This window comes from Mesorhizobium sp. B4-1-4, assembly GCF_006439395.2.
GTDB lineage: Bacteria > Pseudomonadota > Alphaproteobacteria > Rhizobiales > Rhizobiaceae > Mesorhizobium.
This window is the reverse complement of the sequence record NZ_CP083950.1, coordinates 2,730,133-2,744,044: the sequence shown is the minus strand read 5'-3', so window position 1 is coordinate 2,744,044 and position 13,912 is coordinate 2,730,133. Positions and strand designations below refer to the sequence as shown.

At 64.6% G+C, this 13,912-nt stretch carries 8 protein-coding genes; 6 read left to right on the top strand and 2 right to left on the bottom strand.

Going from position 1 to position 13,912, the window contains the following annotated elements:
• Window positions 1-2 precede the first annotated feature (2 nt).
• The 3 genes from FJW03_RS13290 (at window position 3) to FJW03_RS13280 (ending at window position 5,083) form a co-directional block, all read left to right on the top strand.
• A complete protein-coding gene (locus tag FJW03_RS13290) occupies window positions 3-3,158 on the top strand; it encodes an efflux RND transporter permease subunit (RefSeq protein ID WP_140694580.1) in 3,156 nt (1,051 codons plus the stop codon).
• Window positions 3,159-3,372: 214 nt separating this feature from the next.
• A complete protein-coding gene (locus tag FJW03_RS13285; protein ID WP_140766102.1) occupies window positions 3,373-4,059 on the top strand; it encodes an aspartyl/asparaginyl beta-hydroxylase domain-containing protein in 687 nt (228 codons plus the stop codon).
• Window positions 4,060-4,201: 142 nt separating this feature from the next.
• Entirely contained in the window at window positions 4,202-5,083 is an 882-nt protein-coding gene (locus FJW03_RS13280; protein ID WP_140766101.1) for an EamA family transporter, read from the top strand.
• Between the two features lie 93 nt (window positions 5,084-5,176).
• Here FJW03_RS13280 and FJW03_RS13275 read toward each other — a convergent pair whose 3' ends face one another.
• Entirely contained in the window at window positions 5,177-8,845 is a 3,669-nt protein-coding gene (locus tag FJW03_RS13275; RefSeq protein ID WP_140766100.1) for an autotransporter outer membrane beta-barrel domain-containing protein, read from the bottom strand.
• 237 nt (window positions 8,846-9,082) lie between these two features.
• Window positions 9,083-10,030 carry an AraC family transcriptional regulator gene (locus FJW03_RS13270; protein WP_226890649.1) on the bottom strand — a complete coding sequence of 316 codons (948 nt, stop codon included), beginning with the start codon at window positions 10,028-10,030 and terminating at the stop codon, window positions 9,083-9,085.
• Between the two features lie 217 nt (window positions 10,031-10,247).
• Here FJW03_RS13270 and FJW03_RS13265 point away from each other — a divergent pair, with 217 nt between their 5' ends.
• The 3 genes from FJW03_RS13265 (at window position 10,248) to FJW03_RS13255 (ending at window position 13,780) form a co-directional block, all read left to right on the top strand.
• The gene (locus tag FJW03_RS13265) at window positions 10,248-11,393 is read left to right on the top strand and encodes a helix-turn-helix transcriptional regulator (RefSeq protein ID WP_140766098.1); all 1,146 of its coding nucleotides are present in this window, start codon (window positions 10,248-10,250) and stop codon (window positions 11,391-11,393) included.
• Between the two features lie 264 nt (window positions 11,394-11,657).
• Entirely contained in the window at window positions 11,658-13,025 is a 1,368-nt protein-coding gene (locus tag FJW03_RS13260) for an NfeD family protein (protein ID WP_140766097.1), read from the top strand.
• Window positions 13,022-13,780: a slipin family protein gene (locus FJW03_RS13255; RefSeq protein ID WP_140612031.1), complete on the top strand. Its 759-nt coding sequence runs from the start codon at window positions 13,022-13,024 to the stop codon at window positions 13,778-13,780. Before FJW03_RS13260 ends, FJW03_RS13255 begins: the two co-directional genes overlap by 4 nt.
• Window positions 13,781-13,912 lie beyond the last annotated feature (132 nt).

Here is a 13,912-nt window from a genome sequence, read left to right as displayed (position 1 = left end):
CGATGTCCACATTCTTCATCAACCGGCCGATCTTCGCCTGGGTGATCGCCATCGTGATCATGCTGGGCGGACTGCTCGCGCTCACCACGCTGCCGATCTCGCAATATCCGCAGATCGCACCGACCACGGTCAACATCAGCGCCACCTATCCGGGCGCGGACGCCCAGACGGTGGAAAATTCGGTGACCAAGGTCATCGAGCAAGGCATGACCGGCATCGACAATCTCGATTACATGACGGCCACATCGACCTCGACCGGTTCGGCCTCGATCACGCTGACCTTCACCAGTGCCGCCAATCCCGACACCGCCCAGGTGCAGACGCAGAACAAGCTGCAACTCGTCCAGTCGCAGCTGCCGCAAGTGGTGCAGAGCAACGGCATCACCGTCTCCAAATCCTCGACCGGCTTCCTGATGGTCATCGGTTTCGTCTCCAGCGACGGCAAGATGAACTCGACCGATCTGGCCGATTATATCGACGCCACCATCAACGACACGCTGAAGCGCGTCGAAGGCGTCGGCTCGACGCAGCTTTTCGGCTCGGGCTATGCCATGCGCATCTGGCTCGATCCCGACAAGCTCGCCAAATATGCCTTGATGCCGAGTGACGTGGCGGCCGCGATCCAGGCGCAGAACACGCAGGTCTCGGCCGGCCAGCTCGGCGGCCTGCCGGCGCGCAAGGGCCAGGAACTCAACGCCACGGTGACCGCCAAGAGCCGGTTGCAGACCGCGGAACAGTTCCGCAACATCATCCTGAAGAGCCAGACGGACGGTTCGCTGGTCCGCCTCAACGATGTCGCCACGGTCGAGCTCGGCGCCAAAAGCTACACGACGCAAGCCCACTACAACGGCAAGCCGGCGGCCGGTGTCGCCATCAATCTGGCGACCGGCGCCAACGCCATCAACACCGCGGAGGCGGTGCGCTCGACGATCAATCGCCTGAGCTCGACCTTCCCGCAAGGGGTCGAGGTCGTCTATCCCTACGACACCTCGCCCTTCGTGCGGCTTTCGATCGAGGAGGTGGTCAAGACGCTGGCCGAGGCGATCGTGCTGGTGTTCCTGGTGATGTTCATCTTCCTGCAGAATTTGCGGGCGACGATCATCCCGACCATCGCCGTGCCGGTCGTGCTGCTCGGCACGTTCGGCGTGCTGTCGCTGTTCGGCTATTCCGTCAACACACTGACCATGTTCGCCATGGTGCTGGCCATCGGCCTGCTCGTCGACGACGCCATCGTGGTGGTCGAGAATGTCGAGCGCGTCATGCAGGAGGAAGATCTGTCGCCGAAAGAGGCGACGGAAAAATCGATGAACGAGATCACCGGCGCGCTGGTCGGCATCGCCACCGTGCTTTCGGCGGTGTTCGTGCCGATGGCGTTCTTCGGCGGTTCCACCGGCATCATCTACCGGCAGTTCTCGGTGACCATCGTCTCGGCCATGGTGCTGTCCGTTTTGGTGGCGCTGGTGCTGACACCGGCCCTTTGCGCCACGATCCTGCGGCGGCCGAAGAACCATGCGACCCAGACCGGTCCATTCGGCTGGTTCAATCGCATGTTCGACCGCGGCACGACAGCCTATCGCGATGGCTCGCATGGCATCATCAACCGGTCGGGGCGCTTCCTCGCCGTGTTCCTGGCCATCGTCATCGGCGTCGGCTGGTTGTTTGCGCGGTTGCCGAGTTCGTTCCTGCCGGAAGAGGACCAGGGCATCCTGATCACCAGCGTGCAACTGCCGGTCGGCGCCACGCAGGACCGCACCGAGCGCGTGCTGGCGCAGGTGACCGACCACTATCTGAAGGACGAAAAGGACGTGGTCGACGGCGTCTTCACCGCCTCCGGCTTCGGTTTCGGCGGCGCCGGGCAGAATGTCGGCATCGGCTTCGTGCGGTTGAAGGATTTCGCCCAGCGCAAATCGCCGGCCGCGGCGGCTCAGGCGATCGCCGGTCGCGCGATGGGCGCGTTCAGGAAGATCAAGGACGCGCAGGTCTTCGCGCTGGCGCCTCCGGCCATCCAGGGATTCGGCAACACCAACGGCTTCGACTTCTACCTGCAGGATGTCAACGGCGCCGGTCACGACGCACTGATCCAGACGCGCAACCAGCTTCTGGGCCTCGCCGCGCAGAGCAAGTTGCTTGCCAATACCAGGCCCAACGGCCAGGAGGACCAGCCGCAATTCTCGATCGACATCGACCAGGAAAAGGCAAGCGCGCTGGGCGTCAGCCTCGCCGACATCAACAACACGCTCTCGACCGCCTGGGGCAGCAACTACGTCAACGATTTCATCGATCGTGGACGGGTGAAGCCGGTCTATTTGCAGTCGGACGCCAACTTCCGCATGCAGCCGGAAGACCTGGACAAATGGCAGGTGCGCAATCCGAGCGGCGACATGGTGCCGTTCTCGGCCTTCGCCTCCAGCCACTGGACCTTCGGCTCGCCCCGGCTCGAACGCTACAATGGATCGGCCGCGGTCGAGATCCAGGGCGCCGCGGCGGCCGGCGTGAGTTCGGGCGCGGCGATGGACGAGATCGACAGGCTGGTCGCCCAACTGCCGCCCGGCTATTCGCATGAATGGACCGGGCTGTCGCATCAGGAACGGCTTTCGGGCAACCAGGCGACGTCGCTCTATGCGATTTCGGCGCTGGTTGTGTTCCTGTGCCTTGCGGCACTTTATGAAAGCTGGTCGATCCCATTCGCGGTCATGCTGTCGGTGCCGATCGGCATCTTCGGCGCGCTGCTTGCGGCAAGCCTGTTCGGCCAGACCAACGACGTCTATTTCAAGGTCGGCCTGCTGACCACGATCGGCTTGGCTGCCAAGAACGCCATCCTGATCGTCGAGTTCGCAATCGAGCGGCAAGCGGCGGGCATGGGGCTCGTCGAGGCGACGCTGGAAGCGGCGCGACAACGGTTGCGGCCGATCCTGATGACGTCGCTGGCCTTCATCCTCGGCGTCACACCGCTCGCGATCGCCAGCGGCGCCGGCTCCGGCGCGCAGAACTCGGTCGGCATCGGCGTCATGGGAGGCATGATCGCGGCGACCGTGATCGGCGTGTTCCTGGTGCCGCTGCTGTTCGTGACGGTGCGACGCATCTTCAAGAGCAGGGCGGCCAAACAGGATCCTGGGCAGGATACGGGCAAAACGCCGGTGACGGCCACCCAGCAATAGGGAAACGTCCCATGAAAAGCTTGGAACGTGGCCCGGTGGCCGCGGGGCGGCTCATTGCGCTCATGAAATCGGAACGGCGCGGTCAACAGCGCCAGGCCCGAGATCGTCGATGTCAAGACCGGGCCACGGCTGGCGTCGAAGGCAGCAACGCGGTGAACAAAATGTGTGATCCAGACCGTCGGATGTCCGTTTATAGTGTCACGGAGGCCATGAAATGTCGCGCATCTACGATCTTGCATCCGATGTGATCCGGCGTGTCTACGAAAAACGGATAGACGCGCCGGCTATCCTTGATGTAGCCACCGAATTTCCGAACGCGGCGAAATTCACCAGTGCCTGGCGCGGCATCCGCGACGAAGCGCTTGCGGTGCGACTGAACAAAGTGCCGCGCTTCCACGACATCATGCCGGAGCAGGCCGAAATCTCGGCCAATGACGGTCTCGACTGGCGCATGTTCGTGCTCAAGGCCTATGACATCGCGGTGCCGGAGAACCTCGCGCGGATGCCAGTTCTTGCGCGGCTGCTGGCCGAATGCCCGGAAGTCAAATCGGCGGCGGTTTCCTTCCTGGCACCGCGCAAACACATCCCCAGCCATCGCGGGCCTTTTCGGGGCATCATGCGATTTCACCTTGGCTTGGCCATTCCGCGGCAGGCGGATGGCCGCCCGGCAACCGTCATGATGATCAATCATCAGGAGAGGCGGATCACCGACGGCGAGGGCATGCTGTGGGACGACACATATCCGCATGAGGTGATGAACAACGCCGATGAGGCCCGGGTGGCCCTGCTGCTCGACGTCTGGCGCCCAAACATGCCGCTGGACATGGAAATCCTGTCCCGGCTGATCCTGCTTGGCGTGCAGGCCGGGATGCGCCGCAGGGGCGTGTCATTTGCCGGCTGAGGCGGCGGCTGCAGACCGTTCGCCTCGCGCACCGGTTCTGACCCCATCAAGCCGTTTCCGCTGCCTCACGACAGGCGGACCGGTTCGGCCTATCCCGAGGCCGCCAGGGGGCTGACGCCCCGCGGCATGGAGGATACATCAAGTGACATTGACCGCGGTTGCCCGTCGCGAAGCGGCGCCTTTGCCCGTCGCGGCGCTGATGGGCGCCATGGTGTCGATCCAGATCGGCGCCACCTTCGCCAAAACGCTGTTTCCCGTCATCGGCGCGCAGGGCACGACGACGCTAAGGCTGGTCATCGGCGCGCTGATGCTGATCGCGGTGCTGCGGCCGTGGCAGATACGGCCGTCGCGCGCCACCTTGCCGTGGCTCATCGCCTATGGCGTGACGCTTTGCGCGCTCAACCTCCTGTTCTATGCGGCACTTGCCAGGATTCCGCTCGGCGTCGCGGTGGCGCTGGAGTTTTCCGGGCCGCTTCTGGTGGCGACGCTGACCTCGCGGCGCGCCAGCGACTTCGCCTGGATCGCGCTGGCCGTGGCCGGAATCGTCCTGCTGTCGCCCTTCGTCCACTCGCTGCAGCCGCTCGATCCGGCCGGGGTGATGCTGGCACTGGCGGCCGGCGGCTTCTGGGCGCTGTACATTGTGCTCGCCCAGAAGGCGGGCGCGGAACTCGGCTCGCGCAGCACGGCCTATGGCATGGCGATCGCCGCCGTGCTGGTGCTGCCCTTCGGCGTGGCGCAGGCGGGAACGGGGCTGCTCGCGCCCTCGATCCTGGTCAGCGCGCTGCTGGTCGGCCTGTTCTCCAGCGCGCTGCCGTTCTGGCTGGAAATGGTGGCGCTGACCCGGATGCCGGCCCGCATCTACGGCACGCTGACCTGCCTGGAGCCGGGGCTCGGCGCACTCGCCGGCTTCCTGTTCCTGCACGAAAGCCTGACCGTGCCGCAACTCGCCGGCATCGCCGCCGTCATCGTCGCGGCCGCCGGCACCGCGCTGACCTCGAAGCCGCCGGTGCCGTCGCCGGAGTAGGCGATCGACAGACGTACCGGCTCATGCTGCAAAAGCCGGCCCTACTCAAAGAGATAGAGCATGATGTCACACTTTTCCGCACCATGCTCTGGTTCAGAACCGCAGGTCCAGATTGATCTTCGCGCCCTGGTCGACCGTGCCGCCGCCGAATTGCCCGGTATAGGAGAGGCCGAGCGTGGCATTGGCCGACATGTCGAGGTCGAGACCGGCCTCGACTACCGCCGCGTCCCTGGCGACAGGCACGCCGGCGATGGTGAAAGCGTCTCCGCCCGCGAAGGCGAAGCTGGAAGTCGGGGTGATATCGCCGAAGGCATGGCGCCAGCCGAGCATGCCGCGCGCGGTGGCGTCGACGCCGCCAAGCATGAAGCCCGTCGAGCTTCGCAGGCCCAGCGTGGTGAAGGTGGCGTTGGTGCTTGTGCCGGCGCTGGTCAAAGCCGACGCACCGCCCGTTTCGGTGAAGCCGTCGGTATGCAGACTGACATAGGCCAGGTTGGCGAAGGGTTCGACCTTGAAGCGCCCGGCATCGGCCTTGTAGGCGAATTCGCCGAACACTTGCGCCGTGCCGGCATCGTAATCGGCCGAGAGATGATCGGCAAAACCGTTGAAGGCGACGGAGCGCCTTGTCGAGAGGCTGCTCCAGCTGTAGGCCGCGCCGCTGCGGAAGGCGATGGCACCCCAATTGGTGCCGCCATAGAGGCCAAGATGATAGCTGTCGCTCTTGCCGGCGGCGTTGCGGGCGTCCGCATCGAAAGAGGAATGGCTGTAGCCGCCGATGAGGCCGACGCGCCAGCCGCCGACCAACGTATCGGCGCCGGCCAGCAGGCCGCCGGTCGAGCGGTCGAAGGCGGCGGCGTTGCCATCGCTGTCCGTGTCGCCCCACGAACCAAAGGCTTGGCCCCAGACGGCGAAGCGATCGGTGTCGGCGGCGACCATCTCCGGTCCACCCTCGCCATAAGCCATGACCGGCAGTGCCGCCGCACCACCGTCGCCGAAAGCCGCGGCGATGCGATTGCTGGCGGCATCGCGGATGAAGCCGCTGTCTTCGAGCAGCATGCCCTTGGCCGAGGCATGGATATCACCCGAGAGCTGGTCGAAGGCCGCCTGGGCCGCGGTTTCGCTCGGCAGGCCCATTATGGCATCAAAGAGCGGATTGCCGCCGCCAAGGCTTTCGGCGCCGCCGCCGGTGGCGATCTGGTTGGGCGTCAGGCCGACCGCGGCGAAGGACTTCGCCTGCACCACATCGAGATAGATATGCGTCGGGTCGTAATTGGCGACAAGGCCGATGAAGGGGCCGGCCCCGCTGAGCGTGTAGGTGCCGATGACGCCGGTATCGGCTTGCAGCACGGTGTAGTGCGTGCCAAGCACGTAAGGCGCGGCATCCGTCTTGACGACGTCGAGGACCGCGCTGGCGGCGATCGTCGCCGTGCCCGTCGCCTGGATGAGGTCGGACTGGCCGGTCGATGTCAGTTCGACCTGGTAGATCGAGCCCGCTGCCTGGTCGATGTCGCCCGCGACATCGAGGGTGCCGATCGAATTGCCCGGTGCGATGATACCGCCCGACTGTGCGACGATGCCGCCAACCGTACCGTTGCCGCCCAGCGCGCCGCCCGAGATCGTCATCAGCGAGTTGGCCAGCGAACCGTTCACGGCCAGCCGCCCGCCGCTGACATTGGTTGCACCGGTGAAGCCGCTCGAATCGGCGGTCAGGTTCGTCGTGCCGGCGATCTGGTTGATCGTGCCCGCGCCGCTGATCGCCGACGCGAACGTGTAGTTCGTGTCGGTGTGATTGAAGTTGATCGCGCCCGCACCCGGTCCGAACTGGACACTTGCCGCATTGAGCGCGCCCGCGGTGGCGGCGGGCGATCCGCTCGCCGCGCCGATGTTCAACGTGCCGGCAGAGCCCGCCAGGACGGCGATGTTGACCACGCCGCTGGTCGACACCGTGCCGCCATTCGCGATCGTCAGCATGCCAGTGCCACTGATGCCGACATTGAGATCTCCGCTATTGGTCCAGGTCGAGCCGGGGCCGTCGATGTCAGCGGTACCGGTGGACCCGGCATAAAAACCCAGACAGCCATCGGTGTCGGCGATCTTGCCGCCATTCGAGACGATCAATGAGCTCGTTCCGCGCTGACCGACAATAAGGAGGCTGCTGCTGGTCCAGGTTGAGCCCGCGCCGCTGACCGTCGCCGAACCTGTCGACCCGACATCAAAGCCCAGATAGCCGGCATTGCTGGTGACTGTACCGCCGTTCGAGATCGCCAGCGTGCCGGTGCCGTAATCGCCGACAACCAGCAATCCGCCGTTGGTCCATGTCGAGCCCAACCCGTCGACGAATACCATGCCGGTCGAGCCTGCTTTCGCGCCAATGGTCCCCGCGCCATTGCTGACGGCGCCGCCATTCGAAATCGTCAATGTGCCCGTGCCGGCGTTCCCGACAAAGAGGCTCGACGCGATGCTCCAGATCGAACCTATGCCATTGACCGTCGCCGCGCCGGTCGAGCCCGCATTGGCACCGGCAAAGCCGATGTTGCTGCTGACAAGACCGCCGTTCTGGATGCTCAGTATGCCAGTGCCGTCATTTCCAACGTAGAGGCCGTCCGTGTCGCTCCAGGTCGATCCGCTTCCGGTGACCGTAAGGGTGCCGCTCGAACCGGGATTGACGCCGATGTAGCCCGACGCAGCGCTCACTGCGCCGCCGTTCTGGATCGTCAGCGCGCCGTCACCGAAATAGCCGATGGAGAGAAAGCCGGAATTGGTCCAGTGCGAGCCCGCGCCGTCCACCGTCGCGGCGGCAGCCGGGCTGAAATTGGCGCCGATATAGCCGTTGGTGTTGCTCACCATGCCACCGCTCTGGACCGTCAGCGTGCCGGCGCCGTCCCAGCCGACATAGAGCTCGCCGGAATTGGTCCAGGACGAGCCGGCGCCGGCGACTGTCACAGCGCCGGTCGTGCCGGATTTGGCGCCGACGATGCCACTGTCGTTGCTTACCGCGCCGCCGTTCTGGATCGTCAGCGTGCCGGCGCCGCCCCAGCCGACAAGGAGATTGCCGGAATTGGTCCAGGACGAGCCGGGGCCGGTGACCGTCGCTGCGCCATTGGAACCGGCCTGCTCACCAATCGAGCCGAAGGAATTGCTGACAGCGCCGCCATTGGAGATCGTCAGCGTGCCGGTGCCGGCATCGCCGATGAAGAGCGCCCCGCTGTTGGTCCAGGTCGAGCCGGGCCCATCGACCGTCACGGTGCCGGTCCCCTGACCGTAGCCGACATGACCCACGGTGTCGCTGACAGCGCCGCCGTTCGAGATCGTCAAGGTGCCGGTGCTGTTCGTACCCGAGGCAAGGAAAAGGTCGGAACTGTTGTTCCAGACCGAGCCTGCTCCAACGACGCTCACCGTGCCGCTCGCGTTCGAAACGTAGCCGAGATAACCGGCGGTGTCGGAGAGGGTGCCGCCGTTCGTAATCGTCAGCGAGCCTGTGTAATCGGCAATGGTGCCGACAAACACATAGTGCGCGGCTGCATTCGGCGCATTGACCACCGCCGGATGCGGGAACGTGGCATCGAGAGTAACGTCGTCGCTCGATGTCGGAACAGCGGCGGGGTTCCAGTTTCCGGGGGTAAACCAGTTCGTGGAGGCGGCGCCGGTCCAGCTATCGGCGGCCGATGCGGAGATCGACTGGCCAAGGCCGATCAGCGCCGTCGAAGCCAACGCCAGATATTTCAACGCCTTCATCTTGCGGCCTTCAAATCCATTCTGCGGCATTCAATCCCCTGACCTGGCAGTCGTTGCACCCTGAGGCTGACATGTCATCGGCACCCGGCTGTTGTCTTGGGCAGGGCAGCACTGGAATTGGACTGGAGTGAAATGCCGTGCCTTTTCCGCGCACTGTGGCCGTTTGGTCCCATCGATCGCCGCCGGCGCCATGGCTTTTCGGCCTTTCAAGGAGAGGGAATCGGACAATGGCGCGCCGGTTTGCCGGTTGCCGGAGGGTGCCCAGATCTATCTGGCCCCGGTCGGCGTGTGGCCGAAGCGGCGACGGAAGCAGCGGTTGAAATAGGACACATCGCTGAATCCGCTTATCATGGCGATGTCGCTGACCCGCATGTCGTCATTGTGTCTGTGCGAAAGCATCTTGTGGGCTCGCTGCAAGCGCAGTTCGAGAACGCGTTCGGTGAAGCTGGTGCCCGTCTCCTGAAGGAGATCGTGGACGTAGCGCGCCGACAGGCCGAGTTCTTGCGCGACACCTTGGGCGGAGATGCCGGGGTCGGTAAAACTATCGGCGATCTTCGCCAGGATCGCCTGCAGCCTGGCGGCGCGCAGGCCACGAAGGCCGGCCAGTTCGGCAGCCTGACCTTTCGCGCCGGTCACCAGGCCTATCAAATCGACGATCGTCTCCGTCGCGTGGGCTATGAGATCGAGTGAGCCGAGCGGGCGGCCGGTTTCAAGAAGCAGGCAATAGCGCTTGAGAAGATCGAGGGCTTCGTTGTCGGCGCCGATCTTCAACGCCAGCCTGTCGTCGATCTGCGGGAAGGCCTTGGAAAGGATGGCGCGCGGGACCACCACATTCGCCCACACATTCCTGTCCGCACCGCCCATTTTCAGCGCTTCCGACGCGGTGACCAGGACGGCTTCTCCCTGACCGATGCCATATTCGCGGCCGACCTGAGCCCCGGCCAACACGGTGTCGGCCTTGTTGATCAGCAGCAGATAGCCGTCATTGTCGTCTTCGGCGATGTTGCTCGCCTTCCTCGTCGCATGCTTGATGGTTCCAGACATATGGCCAAGAACGAGCGGCCCGACAGCCGTGGCTTCGATCGCGGCTTCGAAAGGCAGTTTTTCCGATATGCCGTACTCGACCGACCATATTTCCGCGACATGAATGTCTTGCCAGAGGGAAAATCGTTCGCGTTCGTCAAGATGTGATGGCAATTGAGCCGATGAAAACACCGTCTTTCGTGACAATGTAAGACCTCAACAGAGCACCCAGTTTCAAAAAATCGAACGCGATGCTTTCCATTGTGAGAATAACCGGCAAGAGTGGCCGCGTGGCGTTCAATGGATCGAATTGAACCTTTAATTGACAGCGACCGCGCCTGGCGTCATCCGAAAGTATGACGCCGCAAGATCCGCCAGCGGCGGGATCGGGGGCATGCTTGGAGGCGTGATGGAGAGACCAAGCAGCGAAGTCCTTTCTTCGATTGTCGGCGATATCTATGATTGCGTTTTGAACCCCGACGGCTGGGCCGGGGTGATGACCCGGATCACAACGGCTGTCGACGCCGCCTATACCACCATCGCGCTTGCCAGCGCCGACGGCAATCATGGCCGCTTCGCGGCCCAATCGCCCTGGGATCCGGAGCAAATGCGCGTGCTCCAGGATGACTATGACTTCGACACGATTCCGGGGCTGAAGGCCGCAGTCGTCGGCGACGTCGACACCCCTGTCGCCACGCTGTCGCGGATGAGCGAGGCCGAACTCCAGCAGACGCCGTTTTTTCAGAATTGGGCCAAACCGCAGGGATTGCGTGAAGGCTGCATCACCAAATTCGTTCATACATCGGACCGGATCGGGCTCGTGGGCTGCACCACGCGGGCCACGAGGGCAGTCATCTCAGCCGAAGATCAGCGTTTCCTGGCATTGCTCTCGCCGCATCTGCGCCGTGCGTCGCTGATTGGAGACCTGCTCGATCAGACCCGCGTTACCGCCAATCTTTATCGCCAGGCGCTCGACCATTTGGCCGTGCCTGTTGTTCTGACCGGCGCCAATGGCGCGATCCTCCACGCGAACGGGGCCGCCGAACGGATGTTTTCGATGCAGGGCCCGATTCTTTCCAGGAAAGGCCTGCTCCAGGTGCAAAACCCGGCGGTGGCCCGTCCCCTTCTGGATGCGATCGCCAATGCCGCCAGCGCGGATGCCTCGCTTGGCGCCCGAGGCATAGGCCTGCCCATTTCGGCCCCGGGGCAGCCGCCGGCCGTCGCCTATGTATTGCCGTTGACCGAAGGAACCGCCCGCGCGGTTTTTCGGCCCGCTTGCGTCGCCGTCTTCGTGTCGACCACGACGTCCGCTTCGCCACTGCCGGAAGCCGTTCTCACCACATTGTTCGACCTTACGCCCGCGGAGGCGCGGGTGCTGCTGCGCATCGGCAGCGGATTGTCCGCCTCGAAGAGCGCATCGTCGCTCGGCATCGGCGAAACCACGCTGAAGACACACCTCAACCGCATCTTCGCCAAGACCGGCACGAGACGCCAGGCCGATCTCGTCAAACTCGTTTCGGACATCGGCACGCCGCTGGCAGCTGATTGGCGCTGAAGCCGCCGATCTGCTCCGCAGGGGAGACCGGCGGTTGCGCGCGTTCGCGGACCCAAGCCTGCTGATTTGCGCTCACTCCTGAAGAGCGTCGCGTCGAACGGATTCACGCGGCGCGCCGAGGGCTGGGATTCTTCGCGCGTCTCCTCTGGCCTGCCCGCCATCTTGCCCTCCCGGCCGTCGCTTCGGCCGTCACGATCGCCGATGTCGCGTCCTCTATGGACTCGCCCAAATACAACCCCATATTGAATCCATGGAGCTTTGAGCGTGACCTTCGCGCGGGTGGCCCTTCTTGCCGCGGCCTTCATCGTCGCGGCTGTTCTTTGTCCCTTCTCTTCGGCCGGGAGCGAGAGGGTCGCGTTGCGCATTGTCATTGACGGCGCCATCGGGCCGGCAAGCAGCAGGCAGCTCGAGGAGGCGCTTGATGCCGCGGCCAAACGGGACGCCACGGTCCTCATCCTGCAACTTGATACGCCGGGCGGGCTGGTTACCTCGATGCGCGAGATGATCGCCGATATACTGGCGTCGCCGCTGCCTGTCATCGGCTATGTCGCGCCGGCCGGCGGCCATGCAGCGAGCGCCGGCACCTACATCCTCTACGCCACCCATGTCGCTGTCATGGCGCCCGGTACCAATCTGGGTGCCGCGACGCCGGTGGAGATTGGCGGGCTGCCGTCGCTTCCGGGCGGCGAGAAGGGCGACCAGAAGGACGCCAGTGGACGGCCTGCGGGCGACGCGATGATGGCCAAGGTGACCAATGACGCCGTCGCCCTGATCCGTTCGCTCGCCGAACTGCGCGGTCGCAATGGCGACTGGGGCGAGAAGGCCGTGCGCGAGGCGGCGAGCCTTTCGGCCAATGCGGCGCTGCAGGAACATGTGATCGACTTCGTCGCCCGCGACACCACCGAACTCCTGCAACTGGCCGATGGGCGCACCGTCGATGTGGCCGGCAGGAAAGTGGGGCTGGCGACGAAAGGGCTGCCGGTCGAGACGCTGGAGCCCGGCTGGTTCATCCGGCTGCTTTTCGTCATCACCGATCCCAACACCGCCGTCATCCTGATGCTGGTCGGCGTCTATGGCATCGTCTTCGAGTTCACCAGCCCGGGTGCCGTGGCGCCCGGCGTCATCGGCACCATCTGCCTCGTGCTCGGCCTCTACGCGCTCGATCTCCTGCCGATCAACTATACCGGCCTTGCCCTGATGCTGCTCGGCGTCGTTTTCCTCATCATCGAGGCCTTCAATCCCACCATCGTGCTTGGGCTCGGCGGCGTGGCCGCCTTTCTGTTCGGCGCAACCATGCTGCTCAGGGTCGAGGGGCCGGGCTTTGCCATGTCATGGGCGGTCATCGGTCCCGCCGCCGCGCTGACGCTTGGATTGGCGCTGCTGAGCGGCACCTATCTCTGGGCGGCGCGCAAGAACCCGCCGCGCGTCGGCGGCGAGGCGATGCGCGGCCAGCTGGCCGAGATCCTCGATTGGCAGGGCGGCGAGGGCCATGTGCTGGCCCTGGGCGAGCGCTGGCGGGCGAAGGCCGACGAACCGATCGCGGCCGGCGACAGCGTCGAGGTGACCGATATCGCCGACCTCGTACTGACCGTGCGGCGGCGCGACACGGGAAGGAATGGAGCAAGACAATGATGATTGGTTACGTGGCCTATCTGATCGTTGCGCTGGTCGTGATCATATTTCTGTCCGCGTCCATACGCATCCTCCGGGAATATCAGCGCGGCGTGGTCTTCACGCTCGGCCGCTTCACCGGGGTCAAGGGGCCGGGTCTCATCATCCTTGTCCCCTTCATCCAGCAGATGGTGAAGGTCGACCTGCGCGTGGTGGTGCGGGATGTGCCGCCGCAGGACGTGATTTCGCGCGACAATGTCTCGGTCAAGGTCAACGCGGTGCTCTATTTCCGCATCGTCGACGCCGAGCGGGCGGTCATCCAGGTAGAAGACTTCATGGCCGCCACCAACCAGCTGGCGCAGACCACGCTGCGCTCGGTGCTCGGCAAGCACGAACTCGACGAGATGCTGGCCGAGCGCGACAGGCTCAACAGCGACATCCAGGAAATCCTCGACCAACGCACCGACGCATGGGGCATCAAGGTGTCCAATGTCGAGATCAAGCATGTCGACCTCAACGAAAACATGATCCGCGCCATCGCCAAGCAGGCCGAGGCCGAGCGGCTGCGGCGCGCCAAGGTAATCAACGCCGATGGCGAGCAGCAGGCGGCGGCGAAACTGGTCGAGGCGGGCCGCATGCTGGCGGCCGAGCCGCAGGCCATGCAGCTGCGCTATTTCGAGGCCTTGCACGACATCGCCGGCGAGCGCTCGTCCACGGTGGTGTTCCCGCTGCCGGTGGATCTGCTCAGCCAATTCCTGAAGGGGCAGGGGACGTGATGAAGGAGTGCGTAATCTCCCCCCTCGAGGGGGAGATGGCCGGCAGGCAGAGGGGGTCGGTTCGACCGGGCTTGGCCTTGCCTGCGCCGCAAGGGGAGTTGGCGCTCCACGTGTGGCGACCCCCCTCTGTCG

Excerpts from the sequence above, each read along its gene's own strand:
- FJW03_RS13290 (WP_140694580.1), top strand. The coding sequence starts at position 3 with ATGTCCACATTCTTCATCAACCGGCCGATCTTCGCCTGGGTGATCGCC.
- FJW03_RS13275 (WP_140766100.1), bottom strand. The coding sequence starts at position 8,845 with ATGCCGCAGAATGGATTTGAAGGCCGCAAGATGAAGGCGTTGAAATAT.
- FJW03_RS13255 (WP_140612031.1), top strand. The coding sequence starts at position 13,022 with ATGATGATTGGTTACGTGGCCTATCTGATCGTTGCGCTGGTCGTGATC.
- FJW03_RS13265 (WP_140766098.1), top strand. The coding sequence starts at position 10,248 with ATGGAGAGACCAAGCAGCGAAGTCCTTTCTTCGATTGTCGGCGATATC.
- FJW03_RS13285 (WP_140766102.1), top strand. The coding sequence starts at position 3,373 with ATGTCGCGCATCTACGATCTTGCATCCGATGTGATCCGGCGTGTCTAC.